This is a genomic window from Sarcina sp. DSM 11001 (assembly GCF_900101015.1).
In the GTDB taxonomy this organism is placed as follows: domain Bacteria; phylum Bacillota; class Clostridia; order Lachnospirales; family Lachnospiraceae; genus CAG-791.
In genome coordinates this window covers 153,115-175,263 of record NZ_FNFZ01000002.1, presented here as the reverse complement: position 1 = coordinate 175,263, position 22,149 = coordinate 153,115, and the positions used below count along the sequence as shown (strand labels likewise).

20 protein-coding genes are annotated in these 22,149 nt (G+C 53.7%); 2 read left to right on the top strand and 18 right to left on the bottom strand.

Annotated features, from left to right (window positions below; genetic code table 11):
- Positions 1-10: 10 nt before the first annotated feature.
- Positions 11-1,465 (bottom strand): tRNA (N(6)-L-threonylcarbamoyladenosine(37)-C(2))-methylthiotransferase MtaB, encoded by a 1,455-nt coding sequence (mtaB, locus tag BLT02_RS01600; protein ID WP_092991114.1) that lies wholly within the window; start codon positions 1,463-1,465, stop codon positions 11-13.
- A gap of 206 nt (positions 1,466-1,671) precedes the next feature.
- Between mtaB and BLT02_RS01595 the strand changes: the two genes are divergently transcribed.
- Positions 1,672-1,902, top strand: coding sequence for an HPr family phosphocarrier protein (locus BLT02_RS01595; protein ID WP_092991113.1), 231 nt, complete (start codon positions 1,672-1,674; stop codon positions 1,900-1,902).
- Between the two features lie 271 nt (positions 1,903-2,173).
- On the opposite strand, the gene thiI is transcribed toward BLT02_RS01595, so the two are convergent.
- From thiI to hrcA, 9 genes are all read right to left on the bottom strand, one after another.
- A complete protein-coding gene (gene thiI / locus BLT02_RS01590) occupies positions 2,174-3,373 on the bottom strand; it encodes a tRNA uracil 4-sulfurtransferase ThiI (protein WP_092991112.1) in 1,200 nt (399 codons plus the stop codon).
- Positions 3,374-3,448: 75 nt separating this feature from the next.
- Complete coding sequence (locus BLT02_RS01585; protein WP_092991111.1) at positions 3,449-4,618, bottom strand: cysteine desulfurase family protein; 1,170 nt, start codon at positions 4,616-4,618, stop codon at positions 3,449-3,451.
- Positions 4,619-4,685: 67 nt separating this feature from the next.
- A complete protein-coding gene (locus BLT02_RS01580; protein WP_092991110.1) occupies positions 4,686-5,447 on the bottom strand; it encodes an RsmE family RNA methyltransferase in 762 nt (253 codons plus the stop codon).
- 74 nt (positions 5,448-5,521) lie between these two features.
- The gene (locus BLT02_RS01575; RefSeq protein WP_092991109.1) at positions 5,522-6,526 is read right to left on the bottom strand and encodes a 50S ribosomal protein L11 methyltransferase; all 1,005 of its coding nucleotides are present in this window, start codon (positions 6,524-6,526) and stop codon (positions 5,522-5,524) included.
- A 319-nt stretch (positions 6,527-6,845) separates the two neighbouring features.
- Positions 6,846-8,033, bottom strand: coding sequence for a molecular chaperone DnaJ (gene dnaJ, locus BLT02_RS01565; RefSeq protein ID WP_092991155.1), 1,188 nt, complete (start codon positions 8,031-8,033; stop codon positions 6,846-6,848).
- Between the two features lie 218 nt (positions 8,034-8,251).
- Entirely contained in the window at positions 8,252-10,132 is a 1,881-nt protein-coding gene (dnaK, locus tag BLT02_RS01560; protein WP_092991107.1) for a molecular chaperone DnaK, read from the bottom strand.
- Positions 10,133-10,408: 276 nt separating this feature from the next.
- On the bottom strand, positions 10,409-11,113 hold the full coding sequence (gene grpE / locus BLT02_RS01555) for a nucleotide exchange factor GrpE (RefSeq protein ID WP_092991106.1): 705 nt from the start codon (positions 11,111-11,113) through the stop codon (positions 10,409-10,411).
- A gap of 269 nt (positions 11,114-11,382) precedes the next feature.
- Positions 11,383-13,059: an AAA family ATPase gene (locus tag BLT02_RS01550; RefSeq protein ID WP_092991154.1), complete on the bottom strand. Its 1,677-nt coding sequence runs from the start codon at positions 13,057-13,059 to the stop codon at positions 11,383-11,385.
- 161 nt (positions 13,060-13,220) lie between these two features.
- Positions 13,221-14,438, bottom strand: a complete 1,218-nt coding sequence (gene hrcA, locus BLT02_RS01545; protein WP_092991105.1) for a heat-inducible transcriptional repressor HrcA — start codon at positions 14,436-14,438, stop codon at positions 13,221-13,223.
- 287 nt (positions 14,439-14,725) lie between these two features.
- Between hrcA and BLT02_RS01540 the strand changes: the two genes are divergently transcribed.
- A complete protein-coding gene (locus tag BLT02_RS01540; RefSeq protein WP_092991104.1) occupies positions 14,726-15,007 on the top strand; it encodes a helix-turn-helix domain-containing protein in 282 nt (93 codons plus the stop codon).
- Between the two features lie 222 nt (positions 15,008-15,229).
- Here the strand turns inward: BLT02_RS01540 and atpC are convergent, their stop codons facing one another.
- The 8 genes from atpC to atpB all read right to left on the bottom strand — a co-directional run bounded on the left by atpC (position 15,230) and on the right by atpB (position 22,105).
- Entirely contained in the window at positions 15,230-15,637 is a 408-nt protein-coding gene (atpC, locus tag BLT02_RS01535; RefSeq protein ID WP_092991103.1) for an ATP synthase F1 subunit epsilon, read from the bottom strand.
- A gap of 14 nt (positions 15,638-15,651) precedes the next feature.
- Complete coding sequence (atpD, locus tag BLT02_RS01530) at positions 15,652-17,046, bottom strand: F0F1 ATP synthase subunit beta (RefSeq protein WP_092991102.1); 1,395 nt, start codon at positions 17,044-17,046, stop codon at positions 15,652-15,654.
- Between the two features lie 63 nt (positions 17,047-17,109).
- The gene (atpG, locus tag BLT02_RS01525) at positions 17,110-17,973 is read right to left on the bottom strand and encodes an ATP synthase F1 subunit gamma (RefSeq protein WP_092991101.1); all 864 of its coding nucleotides are present in this window, start codon (positions 17,971-17,973) and stop codon (positions 17,110-17,112) included.
- 65 nt (positions 17,974-18,038) lie between these two features.
- On the bottom strand, positions 18,039-19,571 hold the full coding sequence (gene atpA, locus BLT02_RS01520; protein WP_092991100.1) for a F0F1 ATP synthase subunit alpha: 1,533 nt from the start codon (positions 19,569-19,571) through the stop codon (positions 18,039-18,041).
- A 130-nt stretch (positions 19,572-19,701) separates the two neighbouring features.
- Positions 19,702-20,241 carry an ATP synthase F1 subunit delta gene (gene atpH / locus BLT02_RS01515; RefSeq protein ID WP_092991099.1) on the bottom strand — a complete coding sequence of 180 codons (540 nt, stop codon included), beginning with the start codon at positions 20,239-20,241 and terminating at the stop codon, positions 19,702-19,704.
- Positions 20,238-20,741 carry a F0F1 ATP synthase subunit B gene (atpF, locus tag BLT02_RS01510; protein ID WP_092991098.1) on the bottom strand — a complete coding sequence of 168 codons (504 nt, stop codon included), beginning with the start codon at positions 20,739-20,741 and terminating at the stop codon, positions 20,238-20,240. The genes atpH and atpF overlap by 4 nt, the downstream gene beginning before the upstream one ends.
- A 62-nt stretch (positions 20,742-20,803) precedes the next feature.
- Positions 20,804-21,085 (bottom strand): ATP synthase F0 subunit C, encoded by a 282-nt coding sequence (gene atpE, locus BLT02_RS01505; RefSeq protein WP_092991097.1) that lies wholly within the window; start codon positions 21,083-21,085, stop codon positions 20,804-20,806.
- A gap of 255 nt (positions 21,086-21,340) precedes the next feature.
- Entirely contained in the window at positions 21,341-22,105 is a 765-nt protein-coding gene (atpB, locus tag BLT02_RS01500; protein ID WP_092991096.1) for a F0F1 ATP synthase subunit A, read from the bottom strand.
- Positions 22,106-22,149: the final 44 nt, after the last annotated feature.

Below are 22,149 nucleotides of genomic sequence, written 5' to 3'. Positions count from 1 at the left end.
TCAAGCGGCGTCACAGTACATGCCCTGTCGGGGCCGGGACATCATCCGGTATAAAACACAGGGCTGCCCCCCTGGAGAAAGGAATCTCCCGGGTCCCGAAAACGCCCGATACCAGATCGCCAGCCTTCAAAGTGCCGGTCCCTTCTGATGCGGAGACAGGAAATGCCCCCGTCACATACCGGGTCGTGTTTCCTGTCCAGTAATGCACACCTTCATGTTCGCAGACCTCCTCCAGCAGCAGGGTCTCCCTCTCTCCGGCAAACTGTGCCCGGTATGCCGCCGCCTGGGCTGCTGTCATTTCGAGGAGCCGGTCGCTCCTCACCGCCTTGACAGGCTCCAGAATCTGGTCTTTTCTTTTCGCCGCCACAGTCCCGTTTCTTCTCGAATAGCGAAAAACATGGATCTCGTAAAAGCCGATATTCTCAAGGAACGCGCAGGTGGTCTCAAATTCCTCTTCAGTCTCTCCGGGAAAACCGACAATGACATCGGTAGTCAAAGCCGGGCGGTCATAATACTGCCTCAGAAGACAGACACTCTGCGCATATTCGGCAGCTGTATAGTGCCGGTTCATGCGGCGCAGGGTCTCATCACATCCGCTCTGAAGGGAGAGATGGAAATGCGGGCAGACCTTGTGGAGCGCAGCAAGCCTGGAAATGAAGCTTTCCGTCATGATCCTGGGTTCCAGGGAGCTCAGGCGGATCCGTTCAAGACCATTGACAGAACTCAAATCCTGCAGCAGATCCAGGAGAGCATCACCTGACTTGTCCGGATCAAAGCGGACAGGCCCCTCAGCCCCGCGGTCAAGACCGTAGGAACTGACATGGATCCCGGTCAGGACGATCTCACGGATCCCGCCCGCAGCCAGTCTTTCCGCCTCCCGCAGGATCTCCTCCTTATCCCTGCTGCGGATACGGCCGCGCGCAAAGGGAATGATACAGTAGCTGCAGAACTGGTTGCAGCCGTCCTGAATCTTGATAAAAGCCCTCGTGTGCCCGGGGACTTCGAGCTGCATGTCTTCATAGACAGGTGAACAGGTGAGATCCTCTTTGAAAAAAGGCTTATCCTGCCTGCCCTGTTCTTCCTCTTTTTCCGGTTCTTTCCCGCCCCTCTGCTTTTCTCTGTTTTCAAGGTATTCTCTCAGGATCGTCCCGATCTCGGATTTCCTGTTGTTGCCGATCACGAGATCGATGGCGTCGTCCTTCTCCACCCGCTCAGGATCCGTTTCCACATAACAGCCCGCGGCAATGACAACCGCCTCCCTGTTCTGTTTTTTTGCCCGGTGCAGCATCTGCCGGCTCTTGCGGTCAGCGATATTCGTCACTGTACAGGTATTGATCACATAGACATCTGCCTGTTCGTGGAACGGCACTTCCTCGTACCCTTCCTCAAGCAGGATCTGACGCATTATATCCAGTTCATAGCTGTTGACCTTGCAGCCCAGATTGTGAAAAGCAGCCTTTTTCATATGATACAAATCTTTCGTTTGAAGAGCGGATTGGGGTTTACGGTTCAGACCGCCTCTTGACTTTTATACCCTCTGATTTTATAGTGACTATATAAAGCTATATGAAACAGTAAAGGAAAAAACGACAGCCGTTGACGCCTTCCCGCGCTTTTTTACGCTTCGGGGCAGTCAACGCTTCAGCTAAAAAGTTGAAAGGAACGATACGCATGAAGACAGTAACAATCTCTCTCAATTCTATCGACAAAGTCAAATCTTTTGTCAACACTCTTACAAAATTCGACGATGATTTTGATCTCGTTTCCGGCCGTTATGTCATTGATGCAAAATCCATCATGGGGATCTTTTCTCTGGATCTTTCCAAGCCGATCGACCTGAATATTCACGCATCTGACAATATGGATGAGATCCTGAAGGCTCTTGAGCCCTACATCATCTGAAAATAATGACCCGGGACAAATAATGATCCGGGAAATAACAGTCCGAAAATAATAATCCGGAATTATAGTCAGGAATTATAATCAGGTATTATCATCAGGAATTATATTCCGATATTATGATCCGGAATTATAGTCAGGAATTATATTCCGATATTATAATCCCGCAGGAGAGAAACAGCAGGGGAGCCTTTTTCACAAAGGCTCCCCTTTTCTGTTCACAGCACAGTACATTTCACAACATTGTACAGGCAGTGAAGGATCCGGAAAGCAATCACTCCGGTCTGTAGCTGCTGATATTGATGATATCATCCGTCGCTATGGCGCGGTCCACCATTTCATCGATCTTCTCATCGAGATTGTGTTCGTGCGCGCGGATGACTTCCGCTCTGGGTTTCGTCACAGGGTGCTTTGCGACAAAGATCGTACAGCAGTCCTCATAGGGCAGGATGGATGTCTCAAAGGTCCCGATCTTTTTGGAGACCTGGATGATCTCCTCCTTGTCAAAGCCTACCAGGGGGCGGAAGACGGGAAGCGTACAGACTTCATTGGTTACAGCCAGGGCGGCCAGAGTCTGCGAGGCGACCTGTCCGATACTCTCTCCGGTGACCAGACCCAGGCAGTCATTTTCCTTCGCGAGGCGCTCGGCGATGCGCATCATGTATCTGCGCATGATGATCGTGAGCTCGTCGTGCGGGCATTTTTCATAAATGTAAAGCTGGATCTCGGTAAAATTGATATTGTGCAGGCGGATCGGGCCGGTATACACAGAGATTTCTTTAGCGAGGTCAACGACCTTCTGCAGGGCCCGCTCACTGGTATAGGGCGGAGCGTTAAAGTAGACTGCATCGATGCGGACGCCCCTCTTGGCGACCATATAGCCCGCCACAGGGGAATCGATCCCGCCGGAGAGCAGGAGCATGCACTTGCCGCCGACACCGACAGGAAGCCCGCCGGGTCCGGGGATGACATGGGAATAGAGATACAGCTTCTCCCGGATCTCCACGCTCAGCATGATCTCCGGTGTATGTACGTCGACAGACATGCCGGGGCAGGCTTCCAGGACAGCGCGGCCGAGCTCCGCATTGACTTCCAGGGAGTCCTGCGGATATTCCTTGTTCATGCGCCTTGTGCGTACTTTAAAGGTATGGATCCCTTCCGGATACTCCTCCTGCATGAAAGCCGCAGCCGTCCTGCACAGGTCGGGGAGCGGCATGAGGTCGTGGACCGCGACAGGGCAGATCCCCCAGATACCGAACACATGAGAGAGCGCCTCGGTCACTTCATCAAAATCGTAATCGCTGTGGGCTTCGACAAACACCCTTCCGTAAGTCCGGCTCACCGCGAACCGTCCCTCACAGGGGCGCAGAGCGATCCTGATCTGGCGGACCAGCGCCTCCTCAAAGACATGCCGGTTCTTGCCCTTGATCCCGATCTCGGCGTATTTGATCAAAAAAGCATCGTATTTATTCATAGAGAATCCCTTCATTTTCAGTGTACCGTTCTATTCCTTGTACACCGTTCAAAAGCCCTGTGTGGCAGGCAGTCCTCATCGTCTTATATATTTTCTCAAAAGCGGAACGATCTCCCCGACGGCCTGAGCAGCCGCATCCATCTCTTCCATTGTATTCATTACGGAGAGGCTCATGCGGATGGAGTTGTCCATCTCAGAAGCCGGAGTGCCGATCGCAGCCAGTGTTTCAGAGGGGCGCGGATGATTCGAGGAGCAGGCGCTTCCCGATGAGACATAGATTCCCTTGTCCTCCAGCGCGTGCAGCAGGACCTCCGCCCGCACGCCCCGGACGCGGACACTCAGGATATGGGGAGCCGCCGTCTCATCCGTCCTTCCGTTGAATTCAATATCCGGGATCTCCCGGAGCCTGTCAATAAGCCTGTTTTTCATGGCGAACAGTCTCTGACGGTCCTCATCCAGATTCCCGCACAAAAGCTTTGCCGCCAGGGCCATTCCGGCAATGCCGGGAACGTTTTCCGTTCCGGACCTCATGCCTCCCTGCTGACCGCCCCCGTGCAGGAGGGGTTCCAGACGGACGCCGTCCGCCACATACAAGAGGCCGACGCCCTTGGGACCGTGGATCTTGTGCCCGCTGGCCGCCAGGAGGTCAATGTGCATCCTTTTCGGCAGGATCAGTGACTTTCCAAAGCCCTGCACAGCATCCACATGAAAGAGGACGCGGGGATTGACCGCCTTGACCGCTCTGCCGATCTCCTCGATCGGCTGCACCGAGCCGATCTCATTATTCGTGTGCATCACAGAGACCAGGATGGTATCCGGTCTCACAGCCGCGGCCGTCTCCTCTGCAGAGACGAGGCCGTCCCGGTCCACACCCAGATATGTGATCTCGAAGCCCTGTGCTTCGAGGTATTTCATTGCCTCCAGGACCGCAGGATGCTCGATCCTGGTCGTGATCAGGTGTCTGCCCCGGCGCTGCGCGGCCAGCGCTCCGCCGATGATGGCCAGATTGTCCGACTCCGTCCCGCAGGAAGTAAAATACAGATTTTTTTCCTTTACTTTCAGAAGTCCTGCCAGCGTCTTTTTTGCCTCGAGAACCCGTCTCTCGGCAGTCACTCCCCTGTGGTGCATGCTGGAAGGGTTTCCGTAATCCTCCAGAAAAATCTCGTTCATCAATGCGGCGGCTTCGGGAAAGCATCTCGTCGTCGCGGAATTGTCGAGATAAATGTCTCTTTTCTGTCCGGTCATATTGATTACTCCATGTCCTGTTCCATGCCGCCTGCATCATCTGCATAGAAGCAGAACAGATATGTTTTCAGTCCAGTTCAAACCGATAGGTCAGGAAGGCCAAAAAGGCCGGTGCCGCCGTCTCCGTTCTCAGGATCCGCCTGCCCAGGGAGATCGTCTGGGCGCCCTGTTCCCTCGCCAGTTCAATCTCCGATTCCTCAAAGCCGCCCTCCGGTCCCACAAAAACCGCGACCCTCTGCCCGGGGCGCAGCTGTTCCAGCATCGCGCGCGTCCCGGCAGAGCCGGCTTCCGCTTCATAGGGGACAAAGATCCGGTCTGCCTCCGCCGCTGCCATGGCAAGAGCGTCTTTCATCAGGCACAGGTCATGTACCTGCGGAAGGATGCTCCGTCTGCTCTGCTTCGCAGCGGCTTCCGCGATCAGCTGCCATCTGTCTATGCGTTTTTTCCGTTTGTCGCCGGAAAGCTTCACGATGCTCCTGTGCATCTGCACGGGAATGATATCCGTGACGCCCAGCTCCACAGTCTTCTGCACGATCTGATCCATCTTGTCGGCCTTGGGCAGGCCCTGAAACAGCAGGACCCGCACCGGGAGCTCAGTCTGCGCCTCCCGCACAGACAAGAGCCGGCAGATCACCGTACTCTCTGAAAAGGAAACGATCTCAAAAAGATATTCTCCGCTCCCTTCTTGGTTTCCGTCCGTGTCCGGGCGGACAGCCAGCTGGTCACCCGGGTGCATACGCAGGACATTTTTGATATGATTATAGTCATTTCCGCCTATGGACAGTATGCCGTCCTGCATGGCGGAAAGATCCGCGAAAACCTGAACCATGGCCGCCTCCGGTTCTGCTGGTTTTTTCCAATCTGCTGTGACAGTCTCCTGTTACAGCTGTTTTTTCAGCTCTGTCACTTCTTTCTGCCGGTCACACAGCACCACTCGCCCTGCCTGATCGTCTCCAGGATCTCCAGTCCCTCCCTGCGCATGGCATCCTCAACACTTCCTGCGCGCTCGATCAGGATCCCGGAGGTGATATAAATGCCGCCGGGCTTGAGACAGCGCACCGCCTGCGGGGTCAAAGGGATCAGCACATCCGGCAGGATATTGGCCAGAACCACATCATAGCGGCCTTCTCCCACCCGTTCCTGCACAGAAGGGGCATCGATCAGGTTGCCGAGAATGACATCAAACCTTGCGGGATCGACTCCGTTCGCGGCACAGTTGTCCGCGATCGCAGGCAGGGTACAGGGGTCAAGATCTGTCCCGACAGCGGACCGGATCCCCAGCTTGAGCGCGAGGAGAGCCAGGATCCCGCTCCCGGTGCCCACATCCAGAAGGTCTGTCTGGGGAGTGATAAACTGGCGGAGCCGGCGAATGCACAGCTGTGTCGTCTCATGCATTCCTGTTCCGAAAGCCGTTCCCGGATCAATGTGGAAGGTGAGGAAGGGCACCTTTTCCCGGCCGTTCTCAATCACTTTTTCCGGTTCCTCCCAGGAAGGGATCACCAGAATGTCATCGATCCAGAACTGGTGGAAATACTGTTTCCAATTGTTGATCCAGTCAATATCTTCTGTCTCATCCACACTGACCGTTCCCTCGCCGAGGTCTGTAAACGCCCGGATCTCCTCTATTTTGTCCAGGATCCTGCTGCGGATCTCCTCAGGAGTACACTTCTCTCCGTCCACAGTCAGAGACCCGTCCTCATTCTCCTCCAGGTAAAAACTCAGAACAGCTGTGCCGTCATCGGCCTTTGTCTCAGGCAGAATGTCCACGAACATCTGCTCCTTTTCGGCAGCCGTCAGAGGAACATTGTCCTCGATCTGGGCTCCGTCCAGTCCGATATCCTCCATAAAGCTGATCAATATATCCTCTGCGTCCGTTTTGGTACGGATCCTGAATCTCATCCATTTCATGGCAGGTACCTGCTCCCTGTTTATCTGTCTTGTCGACGTTCCTGGTGACGTGTCATTTTTTATCCGGCGGGCTGCCGGAATCCCTTGTCTCCCGATATACGCGTATACGCGAAAGTTGCCAGAAGAGAGCTCCTGACAACTTTCTCTTTATTTCATTCGGAATATTTCTCCGGAAATTTTATCTTTTCCGGAGCCTGTTTCTTCCGGAAGCTGCTTTTCCGGAACCTGTTTTTCTGCAGGCTGCTTTTTCCGGAAGCTGCTTTTTCCGGAAACTGCTTTTTCCGGAAACTGCTTTTTCCGGAAGCCCTTTCCCCGGAAGTTATTTTTCCCAAAAGTGCTTTTTCTTTTCCTTATGGTCTTTCTTTTCCGATTCGCCGTCTTTATTGTCCTTATTTCCCGCGCGTTCCACAGCGGTGAGGGAGTCTCCTGTCAGTTCGTCAAACTTGCGCAGGACCTCCTTGGCTTCCTTGCTGAGTTTCGTGGGGACTTCCACCACCAAGGTCACATAATGGTTGCCCCGGATGTCCTTGTTTCGAAGGCTCGGCACGCCCTTGTTGCGGAAACGGATCTGCGTTCCTGTCTGTGTGCCGGCTTTCACGTCGTAGACGATCCTGCCGTCGACGGTGTCGATCATGACGCTGCCGCCGAGGGCTGCGATGGGGTAGGAGATCCTGACCATGGAAAAGATATCGATCCCATCCCTCTCAAAGGTCTCATGAGGAGATACGATGACCTCCACCAGAAGATCGCCGCGGGGTCCGCCGTTGATCCCGGGCTCGCCCTTTTCGCGGATGCGGACACTCTGACCATTATCAATTCCGGCAGGGATTGATACATTGATGGTCTTGCGGCTGGTGATATAACCGGTACCGCCGCAGTCCGTGCACTTGTCCTTGATGATCTTGCCGCTTCCTCCGCAGTCCGGGCAGGTCTGTACGTTCCGGACCGTCCCGAAGAAGGACTGCTGAGTAAAGACCACCTGTCCCTTGCCTCCGCACTTGGGACACATCTGGGGTGATGTCCCAGGCTTTGCGCCCGTTCCGTTACATGTGGGGCAGGGATCCTTGAGGTTCATGGTCAGGTCTTTTTCTGTGCCGAAAACAGCTTCCAGGAAGGTGATCCTGACGCTGGTGCGGATATTCGCGCCCTTCATGGGGCCGTTGGAAGCGCCCCTGCTGCGGCCGCCGCCGAACATGCCGCCGAAAAGATCCCCGAAAATATCTGAGAAATCCGCGCCGGTAAAGTCAAATCCGCCTGCGCCGAAGCCGCCGCTGCCGTCAAATGCCGCATGGCCGAACTGGTCATACTTGGCCCGTTTCTCGCTGTCGCTCAGGACTGCATAGGCCTCTGAAGCCTCTTTGAACTTGGCTTCCGCCTCCTTGTCGCCCGGGTTCATATCCGGATGATACTTTTTTGCGAGCTTGCGGTACGCCTTTTTGATCTCGTCCTCTGACGCGCTCTTTTCCACGCCCAGGACCTCATAATAATCTCTTTTCTGTTCTGCCATATAAACACCCAATCCGTCCTGCGTTCAGGTCACACAAAGTCTTAATCACACACAAAGTCTTAATCACACATTTAGCCCAGGCCGCTGGTACGGCCTGGGCATCGTCATTGCCTGACGGCAACAAAATATTTTTATACCACACCCGGATGTATTTGTAAAGCTGTTACACTCCGTCTTTTATACCTGGTCTTTTATACCTGGTCTTTTATCTTGGTCTTTTATACTTCTCTGTAGTCGCCGTCGACGACATCGTCATCCGCGCCGCCCTGAGGCTGCTGGTAATTGCCTGCCGCGCCTGCGCCTGCACCCATGTCGGGGCCTGCCGCGCCCTGCGCGCCCTGATACATCTGGGCGAACAGCTGCTGGGCGTCGTTCATCAGCTTCTCCTTGCCGCTCTTGAGGGCGTCAATATCAGAATCGCTGATATCTGTCTGGTCTTTGGTGCGCTCGAGGATCGCCTTGAGGTCCGCGATGTCAGCTTCGACTGTGCCCTTGACGGCGCCGTCGATCTTGTCTCCGGCTTCCTTCATGGCCTTTTCGGTCTGGAAGACGATGGAGTCCGCTTCGTTCCTGGCCTCGACAGCCTCTTTGCGCTTGCGGTCCTCAGCCTCGTACTGAGCAGCTTCCTTGACAGCCCTCTCGATCTCTTCGTCAGACATGTTGGAACCGGCAGTGATGGTGATGTGCTGCTCCTTGCCTGTGCCCAGGTCTTTTGCGGAAACATTGACAATGCCGTTGGCATCGATATCGAAAGTGACCTCGATCTGCGGCACGCCGCGCATTGCGGGCGGGATGCCGTCCAGGCGGAACTGGCCGAGGGACTTGTTGTCGCGGGCAAATTTACGCTCGCCCTGCAGGACGTTGATGTCAACAGCGGGCTGGTTGTCAGCCGCCGTGGAGAACACCTGGCTCTTCCTGGTCGGGATGGTGGTGTTGCGCTCGATCAGAGGAGTCGCGATGCCGCCCATGGTCTCGATGGACAGGGTCAGAGGCGTGACGTCCAGAAGCAGGATATCTGTGCCGGCATCCTTGTCGCCGGAGAGCGTGCCGCCCTGGATGGAAGCGCCGAGAGCCACGCACTCGTCGGGGTTCAGAGTCTTGGAAGGCTCTTTGCCGGTCAGCTGTTTAACCTTTTCCTGCACGCAGGGGATACGGGTGGATCCGCCGACCAGCAGGACCATGCTGAGGTCGGAGTTGTTCAGGCCCGCGTCACGCATAGCGTTCTGGACAGGGATCGCTGTCTTCTCGACGAGGTCGCTGATCAGCTCCTCGAACTTGGAACGGGACAGATCCATGTCAAAGTGCTTGGGTCCCTCTGCCGTAGCAGTGATGAAAGGCAGGTTGATATTGGTGGAGACTGCGCTGGAGAGCTCTTTCTTGGCTTTCTCAGCCGCCTCTTTCAGACGCTGCATAGCCATTTTGTCTTTGGAGAGGTCAACGCCCTCTTTGGCTTTGAACTCACGGACCATCCAGTCGATGATCTTCTGGTCAAAGTCATCGCCGCCCAGGTGGGTGTCGCCGTTGGTGGCCTTGACTTCGATGACGCCGTCGCCGATGTCGATGATGGAGACATCAAATGTGCCGCCGCCCAGGTCGTAGACCATGATCTTCTGGTCTTTTTCGTTGTTCAGGCCATAGGCCAGAGCTGCCGCTGTGGGCTCGTTGATGATACGCTTGACCTCGAGGCCCGCGATCTTGCCGGCGTCCTTGGTCGCCTGACGCTGTGCGTCATTGAAGTAGGCGGGGACAGTGATGACTGCCTCGGTTACTTTCTCGCCCAGGTAGCTCTCTGCGTCCGCTTTCAGCTTCTGCAGGATGAATGCGGAGATCTGCTGGGGGCTGTACTTTTTGCCGTTGATGGTGCGGCCGTGGTCTGTGCCCATATCCCTCTTGATGGAAGAGATGGTGTTGTCCGCGTTGGTAACGGCCTGACGCTTTGCGGGTTCGCCGACCAGACGCTCATTATTCTTAGTAAAAGCCACTACAGAAGGTGTCGTGCGGGCGCCTTCGGCGTTCGCGATAACGGTGGGCTTGCCGCCCTCCATGACTGCCACACAGCTGTTGGTGGTTCCCAGATCGATACCAATAATCTTGCTCATGATTTCCCTCCTTATTTTTACGAATAATTCGATAAAATTCGATAATCTTTTTTCTTATTCTTCTTTTTCCTACTGTTTTTCCTGCTATTCTTTTTCTTACTTTATTCTTACTCTTCTTTTCCTGTAAGTTCTTTTCCTGTATTTCCTTTCCTGTATTTCCTTTTCCTGTATACCTGACTTAAATGGAAGATCTATGGTCAACGCGGCAGCTGCCGCGGTTATATTCTCCAGCTTTCAAAATTATGGGATTATCCGCCGGCCCCTTTCAGCAATGGACTACTGGACGACGCCCACCATGCTGTAACGGATGACCGTTCCGTGATAGGTGTATCCCTTCTGGAACTCCTGGGCGACTGTGCCGGACGGGTATTCGTCGCTCTCCACCTGCATGACCGCATTGTGGAAGGCGGGATCGAATTCCTTTCCGACCGCCTCGATCGGGGCGACGCCCATAGCTTCGAGCTGCTTCAGAAGCTGGCGGTATACCATCTCCATGCCGCTGGCCAGCGGGCCGTCCTTTTCCTCTTCGGGAACAGTGGCCAGGCCGCGCTCAAAGTTATCGACGATCGGCAGCATTTTCTCGATGGCATTTCGCTCACCCATGGAGAACATCTGCTGTTTCTCCTTTTCGGTGCGCTTGCGGAAATTGTCGAACTCCGCCATCTGGCGCTTCACCCGGTCCTCAAGAGCCTCGATCTTCTCCTGAAGGGCTGTCTTTTCTTTATCACCTTTTTTAAGCTTTTTAAAAAAGCCTTTTTTATCTTCACCGGTTTCATCAGGATCGAGATCATCGCCGGAGGCCTCTCCTTCCGAAGTCTCTTCCTCTGCGGCCTCCCCGCTCTCTTCCTGATCGGCATCCATGCTGTCAGTATCAGCGGCTGCATCGGATCCCGAAGTCTCCTCTGTGGAAGCTTCCTCCGAGGCTTCTCCTGTCACAGGAATCTCCTCCTGCAGCATTTCCTCCACTGTCTTTTCTACCATGATATGCTGACTTCCTTTCTGTCTGTTTCTGTTCTCTGTTAGCACTCACTCGATTCGAGTGCTAACATCTTTCATTTGAGAGAATATCACCCTAAAGACCTTATGTCAACAGCAATTTGTAAAGAATTCGTGAAATGAAAATAAATGAAGTGAATAAATGAAATAAATACTGATATGAAAAAAGCTGGAACGCCAATGCGTTCCAGCCGGGTGATCCTGGTCATTCACAGGCAGCTGTCATGATCCATATAACGGTTTTGATATACTGTCTACGCCTTTTCTATGACACAGGTATGATGCTTAAACTCTGGTTTCACGTTTGAAACATCCCTGTCGTAATTGACTCCAACCAGAAGAATGTTCCCTCTGTAATGCTCCAGTCTTGCGGGATAATCTTGTCTCCTGATCTGGGCAATAGCCCCCTTTGCCGATTTATCATATTTCAGTTCTATCAAAAGTACAGGAATATGCGGATACATGGGTGATGGAAGGTAAACAATGTCCGCAAACCCTTTGCCTGTATCCAGTTCAAGTATGGTCGTGTAATACTTTTGCGCAGCATAATATGCCAGCTGAATACTATAGCTCAATGCGGTTTCATCGTTATAAGTTCTATTCCCGGCGCAATTATGTGCCGTCTCAATCAATTCAGCCACTTTCTCCGCATCTTCTGCCCATGTTGCCCTCAGCAGCTCACCGGACGCCTCATATGCTCTCAAGGGTTCATCCCATTCTTCAGACCTGGTTGAGGTCTTGAACTCGTCCAGTATTTCACGATTAGGAATGAACACCTCGCTTCTCTCATCATCAAAACCAAGATAGCCAAGATGAATAAGCAGTGAGAGCACATCGTCCTTCCCCGAGAATGTCGTCATGTCATTCTGATAAGCGGATGTATCTATTCTCAGCCGGGCTCCGTCCATCAAAAGAGCAACTGCGTCTTTTAATCCATCATAGTCTTTTCGGATATAATCCGCCAATGCTTCATAGGTTTCCGTCTTGTTCCAATAGTCCTTAATGACTCCGGTCGTCATCGCTTCAACAACAGACAGCGGACTGTAAAGTGAATATTTAACCGCTTTTGGCGGTCCACCTGTCACCTTAAGCTTTTCGTGATCAGGATCCGGCGGTATGATATCGCTTACTTCATATCCATCGTACCAATCTTTGATGCGTTCATAATCCCGGCCATATTTTTCACAGAGATCTCTTACTTCTTTTTCTGTAAAACCGGTATAGGGCGCAATTTGCCGGGGGAATGTCATCGAATATTCCGTAAACATGTTCAGTGCGGAATGTTTTCCGTATTTTTTAATCGGGAGTATTCCGGTCATATAAGCAAGCGCAATGTGGCTGTTGTCCTTCATCAGATCGCGGAGAAAATCCAGGTATTCCGTCTGCCCGTCTCTGTCATTCTGCCTTTCTCTGAAAACTGCGTCCCATTCGTCAATGACAATCACTACCCTCCGTCTATTATCCGCATAAACATCATCCAATGCCTGGATCAGATCGTCATCGCTGAAATAATCAACATCAGGATATTCCTTCTTCAACTCCCGGATGATCAGCCGCTGCATTTTTTCCAGAGCTTTGGAAACGGATGTCCCCTTTTTGATAAACCTGGTCATCACTACCCTGATCACATCAAATTTTCCAAGATATTCATCCCAGGCTCTTTCTTTTTCTCTGGCACGATCGAATGTGCATGAGGCGAGCTTTCTTTTTTCAAACAGTTCCCTGCTTTCTTCTGTCCTGTCATAATAAGCGCAGATCATATCCGCCGCCATCGTTTTCCCAAATCTTCGAGGACGGGAAACACTTACAAACCGCTGCTGTGTATTCACGACAGAATTCAAATAGGCGATCATCTCTGTCTTGTCTACAAATATCCCGGAGTTAACTGCCATCTGAAAACTCTGTTTCCCGGGATTCAGGTATGTGCCCATATCATTCTCCTCCCCAGCCTCTGTCAGACTCTGCCGCATCAATATTATAGCAGAAAGCAGGCGCGTTCCGCACCTGCTTTCCAGCATACTAATAAATCTAAAAAATCAAAAAATAAACACAGTTGCTGCTTATTCCTCTTATATCGGAAATGTAAAAAATATTATTCAGGATCCCGTATTTCCTTGACCTCGATCCGCTTGATCTGTGGGATCCGGATGTCCGGTATCGTGAAGGACTGTCCGGGTCCTTTGCCCGGGACTGACCCGCCACCGGCTGTCGCGCCCGTTTCGTTTTTCCCATTCATATTTTTCCGGCTGCCGCCTGCGCGTCCGGAGGGTTTATATAATGCGTCCAGCTGGGTCATGATCTCCTTCATCACGCCGACAACCTTGTCATAGTCCATTCGCTTGGGACCGATGATGCCGATGGTGCCCTTCATTCCCTCGCCCAGCTCATAGGTCGCAGTGACTACGCTGCAGTCGCGCATGCGCGCTACCGGCATTTCGTCGCCAATATAGACCTGGATCCCGTTCTGGCCCTCGCCCGCCAGGGTTTCCTGGACAATGCTGCCCAGAGCCTGTTTTTCCTCGAAATCACTGATGATCTCGCTGGCGCGCTGGTGGTCAGCCAGCTCGGGATAACGGAAGATGTTGTTGGCGCCGCTGGTATAGATCTTGAGCTCCTCCTCGCTGCGGACGATCTCCGCCGCGGCATCGAAAACATCATTGACGATCGCTGTGTGGATCCCGGCGTTGCGCTTGATATTTTCTATGAGCCCCAGGGTGATCTCCTCCACCGCCAGGCCGCAGAGATTAGTGTTCAGGAGCATATTGAGCTTGAGCATGTTCTCCGCTGACAGGGCTTCCTCCACCGGGATCACCTTGTTGCGGATGAGGTTCCCCTCGATGACGATGACGGCAAGAACATTGTGATCATCCACCTGCGAGAGCTGGATAAACTTGATCTTGCTGCTCCTGGTCGTCGGCGCGGAGATCATGGAGGCATAATTCGTCGTCGAAGCCAGGGTCTTTGCCACACTCTGCAGCAGGTTTTCCAGACGGTCCTGCTTCGCCATGAGGAAATCCTTCATGTCCAGCAGTTCGTTCCTCTCCTGCTGCAGCTCTTTCCGCTCCTCGCTGAGCATATCATCGACATAGAACCTGTAGCCGGCATCTGTCGGAATACGTCCTGCGGACGTATGCGGCTGCATGATCAGTCCCAGCTCCTCAAGATCCGCCATCTCATTGCGGATCGTCGCGCTGGAGAGCTTCAGGTCCGTGAGCTTGGAGATGGTCCTGCTTCCGACCGGTTCGCCCGTCTCCAGATAATTCCTGACGACAGCCTTCAATATTCGCATTTTTCGATCCGGAAGTTCCATGGCACACCTCTCTGCTTCAATAGTCTCTATCTCTTTATATTTTCTCTATTAGCACTCCATTGCTTCGAGTGCTAAATCTTATAATTAGGAGAATATCACCGCCAAAAAGGGATGTCAATAATAGAACTCAAGATTCAGGGCATGTCCACTTTAGAATCCTGTACGCCTGTAAATACAAAAAATCATTTTGTCCATCTGCTATGACATCTAGTGCATGTCATTCTCAACCAATTTATATTTTATTATTTGATTATGGGTAGAGTTACTTGTCAAAAAAGGAGTAAAAAATGTTCAAATGTAGAAGTGCAGACGGCAGATACAATATTTGCGGTCCAAATATCAGACAGCAGCGGCTGGCGCTGCCCGAAAAAACATCACAGCGGGCGCTGGCATACAGTTTACAATTGCACGGACTTGATATTGAGAAGAACGCAGTTCAGCGCATTGAAGCCGGCAAACGTTTTGTCACCGACATCGAGTTGAAAAAAATCGCGCGCGTTCTTGGCGTCACGGTAGACAAACTCCTTTCAACAGAAGAGGACGATGAAGAAAAGGACGATAAGGCTTAGATAATGTTCATGAATGCAGGACCCGCTCGCGAGTCCCGCACCGCTGATCTCAGCCGGGGCCTTCCCCGCTGAACACAAAAAACCGCAGGGCACTGTACAAAGCCCCGCGGTTTTTTTACTTCTATATACTTATAAAAAGTGTCTATATGAAATATCTCTATAAACCTGGAAATATACATACATAGTTATAGATCAGAGTTATATAGTGGATTATATACTCTTTTACTTTTTCGCGCTGCCGATGCGGACCAGGGCTCTGGAGAGTCTGGCTTCGGTCAGAATCCGTCTCTCTTCCGAGAGACCGCCCTGCTGAAGCAGGGCCTCGGCGCGGGCCTTCGCGGCCTGTGCTCTTTCGACGTCGATGTCCTCGCTCCATTCCCAGGTCGTGGGGAGCAGGCGGCACTCATTCGCCATCATGGAGAGCATGCCGCCGATGCAGGCAGCCGTGCGCTCCGTCCCGTCCTCCATGAGGACACGGGCCGTGCCCATGCCTACCGCAGTGCAGTAGTTGATATGCCTCGCGAGGATGGCGAGATCTCCGTGTACGGAACGGATCGTCACGCGCTGTACGTTTCCCTCATAGGCGAGGCCGTCCACAGTAACGATCTGTAAATGGAAGGTGTTTGCCATTTATTTACACCTCCTTACGCTTTCTTTGCCTTCTCGAATGCCTCGTCGATGGAGCCGACAAAGAGGAATGCGCTCTCGGGAAGATCATCGCACTCGCCGTCGAGGATCATGCGGAAACCGCGGAGGGTCTCCTTGAGCGGGACGTACTTGCCGGGGATACCGGTGAACTGCTCTGCGACAGAAAAGCTCTGGGACAGATAGTTCTGGATCTTTCTGGCGCGGAAGACAGCCTGTTTGTCCTCGTCGGAAAGCTCGTCCATACCCATGATAGCGATGATATCCTGGAGTTCACGGTATCTCTGCAGGATCTGCTGCACGCCCCTGGCCACGGCATAGTGCTCTTCTCCGACAACTTCGGGGGAGAGGATACGGCTCGTGGAATCCAGAGGATCGACCGCGGGATAGATTCCCATGGAAGCGATCTCACGCGCGAGGACAGTGGTGGCGTCCAGATGGGTGAAGGTCGTCGCCGGCGCCGGGTCGGTCAGGTCGTCCGCAGGGACGTAGACTGCCTGGACGGAGGTGATGGATCCCTTCCTGGTAGAGGTGATGCGTTCCTGCAGGGCGCCCATGTCCGTGGCCAGCGTGGGCTGGTAACCGACGGCGGAGGGCATGCGGCCCAAAAGCGCGGAGACCTCGGAGCCAGCCTGGGTGAAACGGAAAATGTTGTCGATGAACAGGAGCACGTCCTGGTTCTTGACATCGCGGAAGTACTCCGCCATGGTAAGACCCGAGAGGCCGACACGCATACGGGCTCCCGGAGGCTCATTCATCTGACCATAGACCAGGGCGGTCTTGTCGATGACGCCGCTCTCCTTCATCTCGCCGTAGAGGTCGTTTCCTTCACGGGTGCGCTCGCCGACGCCCGTGAATACGGAGATACCGCCGTGGGCGGTCGCGATGTTGTGGATCAGTTCCATGATCAGGACCGTCTTGCCGACGCCGGCGCCGCCGAAAAGGCCGATCTTGCCGCCCTTGGCATAGGGGCAGATCAGGTCGACGACCTTGATGCCGGTCTCCAGGATCTCCGTTGCGGGGATCTGGTCCTCAAAGGAAGGGGCGGGACGGTGGATCGCCCAGCGCTCTTTCGCGTCGGGAGCGGGCATATTGTCGACCGGATCGCCCAGGAGGTTGAACACGCGTCCCAGGCACTCATCGCCTACGGGCACGGTGATCGGCCCCGCCGTGTCGACAGCATCGACGCCGCGGACCAGGCCGTCAGTGGAGCTCATCGCGATGCATCTGACGACATCATCGCCGATCTGCTGAGCCACCTCGGCGATCAGTCTGCGGCCATCAATATTGATTTCGATGGCATTGAGCAGTGCAGGCAGCTCGCCCTCCTTGAATCTGATATCAAGGACAGGGCCGGTGACCTGTATTACCTTGCCGATATGTTTTTCACTCATTGATTTCCTCTTTTTAAATGATAAAAGTCAAAGCTGCAGGATCTCTGTTGTCCTTACGTGTCCTTATGATCCCTCTGCGCCGGCCACGATCTCCGTGATCTCCTGCGTGATGCTCGCCTGTCTCGCGCGGTTGTAGTAGAGACTCAGCTTCTCGATCATCTCGCTCGCATTGTCCGTCGCGGCCTCCATGGCCGTGCGGCGGGCAGCCAGCTCACTGGCGACCGAGACGTTGATACTGGTATACAGGATTCCCGCCAGATACTCGGGGACGATGTCGTTAAAGACCTCTTCGCCGGACGGCTCATACAGGATCATATTCTTCACATCGGGAGTATCGTCATATTCCGGATTTTCAAAATCGGAAAGGGGCAGAAGGGCGCTTGCCTTCGGCACCTGAGACATCATGGAGACGAAATTGGTATAGCACATGGAAACGTGTCCATACCGGCCTTCCAGATAAGCGTCGCACACTGTCTTGGCAATGCGGAAGCACTCCGAGATCGAGACCTTCGCCACCTCGGCATAGAGGTCTGTGAAGATCCCCGCCTTCTTCCTGCGGAAATACTCCACTGCCTTTTTCCCGATGGGAAGGACGTCGTAATCGTGTCCCTCGATCTCTTTTTCCACAAATTTAAACAGGTTGGCGTTGTAACCGCCCGCGAGTCCCCTGTCGCCGCCGATGACGATAAAGAGACGCCGCTCACTGGCTCCCGGCACGGTAAATGGGGACTGGAAATCCGTGTTTTCGTTGGCGATCTTGGTGAGCGTGCGCTTCATGATACGCAGGTAAGGCTTGCTGGACATTGCCTTGTCCTTTGCCCTTCTGAGCTTGGATGCGGCGACCAGCTGCATGGCCTTGGTGATCTGCATCGTGTTCTGCACACTCTTGATCCGCAGCTTGACTGCTTTCATATTAGCAGCTGCCATTATTTTCCTCCATTGAACCGCCCTTCAGGCGGTTCACCGAAGAGTTTTCACAAAAGCGAAAACTCTTAAGCAGAAGCCTTCTTCGATTCGATAAAGTTCAGGGTGAAGCCCTCGAGGACCGATTTCAGCAGAGCTTCATTTTCCTTGCTGAGATCGCCGGTCTCATGGATCGCCTTCATGACGGCGATGCCGTCGGGATCCTGGGTGAGGCGTCTGCCGAGCTCCTCCTGGTATTCGCCGATGTCCGCGACCTCGACGTCCTTGAGGATCCCGTTGACTGTGGCATACAGGATCGCAACCTGGCGTTCGACTTCCCAAGGTACGTTCTTGCCCTGCTTGAGGACTTCAACGATGCGCTCGCCCTGGGCCAGACGGGACTTGGTGTCCTCGTCCAGATCAGACCCGAACTGAGCGAAGCTCTGCAGCTCTCTGTACTGGGAGTAGACCAGCTTAAGGGTTCCGGCGACCTTCTTCATGGCCTTGATCTGGGCGTTGCCGCCGACTCGGGAGACAGAGATACCGGGGTTGATAGCCGGCATGATGCCCGAGTGGAAGAGCTCAGTCTCGAGGAAGATCTGTCCGTCGGTAATGGAAATGACGTTGGTCGGAATATAGGCCGAGACGTCACCCGCCTGGGTCTCGATAATGGGAAGGGCTGTGAGCGAACCGCCGCCCAGCTCGTCGGAGAGCTTGGCCGCGCGCTCGAGCAGTCTCGAGTGCAGGTAAAAGACGTCGCCGGGATAAGCTTCACGTCCCGGGGGCCTTCTGATCAGCAGGGAAATAGCGCGGTAAGCGACCGCGTGCTTGGACAGGTCATCATAGATGATGAGGACATGTCCGCCCTTGTTCATAAAATATTCGCCCATCGCGCAGCCCGCATAGGGAGCGATAAACTGCAGCGGAGAGGGCTCCGAAGCTGTCGCCGCCACGACGATGGTGTAGCTCATGGCGTCCGCGGCCCGCAGGGACGAGACGATGTTGGCGACCGTGGACCTCTTCTGACCGATAGCGACATAGATGCAGATGACATCCTTGCCCTTCTGGTTGATGATCGTATCCGTGGCGATCGTCGTCTTGCCGGTCTGGCGGTCGCCGATGATCAGCTCACGCTGGCCTCTGCCGATCGGGATCATGGAGTCGATAGCCTTGATACCGGTCTGCAGGGGCTCCTTGACAGGCTGACGGTCAATGATGCCGGGCGCGGGGGATTCCACTGCGCGGAACTCTGTCGTGTCGATGGGGCCTGCGCCGTCGATCGGCTGGCCGATCGCGTTGACGACACGGCCGACCATGGCATCACCCACGGGAACGGAGACGACACGGCCGGTGCGCTTGACAGTCTGTCCCTCGCTGATCCCCGTATCTTCTCCGAACAGAACAGCGGAAACGCTGTTCTCCTCAAGGTTCTGAGCCATGCCGAAAGTGCCGTCAGCAAATTCCAGCAGCTCGCCCGCCATGCAGTTCACCAGCCCGCTGACCCTGGCGATACCGTCACCGACCGTGAGGACAGTGCCGGTCTCGTTCTGGATGATCGCATTCTCATAATATTTGATCTGACTGCGGATCACCTGGGAAATCTTCTCTGGTTTTAATTCCATTGCTATTCCTCTATATACGTAAATTATGTTTTATACGTAGACTGTGTTTTCTATTATTAAATATAAAAATATTAAATAAAGCGTATTGAATATTAAAGTATTAAAAGACTTATATATATAAGACTTATAATTAAAGGACTGTTTCCGTGACTCTCCTGCGGATCTCATCCAGCCTGCCTCCGACAGTTCCGTCGTAAAGCTTTCCGTCCAGTAAGACGCGGAGGCCTCCCAGGACCTTCGGGTCTACTCTCCGTTTGAGCAGGACTTTCTTTCCGCTGATCTTCTCCAGTTTTGCCTGCAGGGCAGCCGCCTGTTCCTCTCCAAGAGGGATGGCGCTGACTACAGTCGCCTCGGAGATCCCGTGATCCCTGTTATAGGAGGCACGGTAGGTCCTGCAGCAGGTCGAAAAACCGCGCAGCAGACCCTTTTCCACGAGGATCTTGAGAAAATTCAGCAGGTAGGGATGGATCTGTCCGCGGAAAGCCTCATCCAGCAGCTGAACCCGGGTCCTGCCGGGGATCGAAGGCTCACAAAGAAGGGTGATATAGTCGGGGTTCTCTCTGAAGATTCCGCGGACCGCCTCCAACTCCTCCATGATCTGATCATCGGCCTTTTCCTCAGCAGCCAGATCGTACAGGCTCTGCCCGTAAAGACCCCATGCTGTTGTCATGATGCCTCTCCTACATTCTCAATAAACTCATCGATGAGCTTTTTGTGGTCGGCTTCATCGATCTCTTTCTCGACGACCTTGCCGGCAATATCCATCACCAGCCCGCCGATCTCATTCTTGACCTCATTGATCGCTTTTTTGCGCTCCTGGGCAATATCGGCTTCCGCCTGTGCCTTGATGCCGGCGGCTTTTGCCTGGGCTTCCTGCACCAGCTCATCCGCCCTGCCCTGCGCCTCTTTCTGCGCGCTCTGCACGATCCGGGCAGCTTCTTCGCGGGCCTTGGCGATCCCTGTCTCATACTGGGACTTCAGGCTGTCCGCCTCTTCCCTGGCTTCGCGTGCTTCCCTGATCTCCTGATCCGCAGCCTGTCTCCTCTTTTCAAGGATTTCATTGATCGGCTTGAAAAGGAACTTTTTAATCAGAAACAGCTGGATCATCAGGTTCAGGAACTGGGCGATCATAGTCCACGGCACAAGTGTTACCAGTGGCTGTGTATTCATGCTTTTCCTCCAAATACCTGTGGATCTGTGTGATTACCGGTTCCGATAAAAGGACTCCGGAATCAGTTGAGATAACCCATGAACATGCCGGGAGCGACAAAGATCAGAAGCAGGCCGGTGACGAAACCGTAGATACCGGTGGTCTCTGCGATCGCGCAGCCCAGAAGCATGGTGCTGGTGACGTCGCCCTTGCACTCGGGCTGACGGCCGATGGCCTCCAGAGCCTTCGCGGCAGCGTTGCCTTCACCGATACCAGGGCCGATACCTGCGATCAGAGCGCATCCCGCGCCGATGCCGCAGCCAGCCAGTGCGATACCTTTTGCCAGAAATTGCATTTCACTCATTTCATTCTCCTTTCGGGAAATAACCTTCTAAATCCCTCTAAAATATTAAGATTATCCAATAATATATTTATTGTTTTCCTTACAAAATCGTGCAGTTTACTGTTTTCGCGCAGTTTACTGTTTCTCTGCAGTTTACTGTTTTCCTGCCGCTTATGATTTTCTGCAGTTTGCTGTTTTCCTGCCGCTTTGCGATCTGAAGCCGGACCGACTCCCTTCAGAAACTGTTTCTGAAACCGCCGCCCGGTCTTTCCCGGATCAGCCTTCCGCCGCGTTCGCGATGTACATGATCGTCAGCATCGTGAAAATAAAGGCCTGCATACATCCCGTGAACCAGTCAAAATAAACGGACAGGACCGCCGGAAGACCTACGCTCAGGATCGGGATATGGCTCAGGAACTCACCGGCCGCGCCGGGAATAAGTCCCAGCAGGGCGGCAGAAGCGATTGCCAGAGCCGCATAGATCAGGCCGTTGATAACGATGCCGGACAGAATGTTGCCGAAATGACGGCAGGCCATACTGACAGGCGTCGCGAGCTCGGACAGGATATTGAAGGGCGTCATTACGGGGATCGGCTCCGTGAACCCTTTCATATAACCCAGGACACCGCCGGCCTTGATCTTGTTCGCCGTGATCATGATGAACACCACAATCGCCCAGGCAGCCTCTGTCGACAAATCTGCCGTCGGGCTCCTGAAGATCGGGATCAGGCTGATCAGGTTTGAGACGATACTGGTGGCGAAGATCGTGGAAACAAACGGGATCAGGTTGTCAAATTTAGTTCCTCCCGTATTATTCCTCACCAGGTTGGTCGCCGCTTCAACGATCATCTCGGCAACGGCCTGGCGTTTGGAGATCTTCTCCACTTTCAGATTGCGCGTCAGGAAAATGCACAGTCCCGTGATGATAAGCATGACGATCCAGCTCACCACCAGTGTTTCCGTGATCAGGATATCCCCGAGGACGGGAATCCCGGTCGGAATTCTCGCGAATATCTTCGCACCGGAAATGTCAAATTCCATTAAATAAACTCACCTCCTCCTTCGTGTTTTCCCACATTATAAAG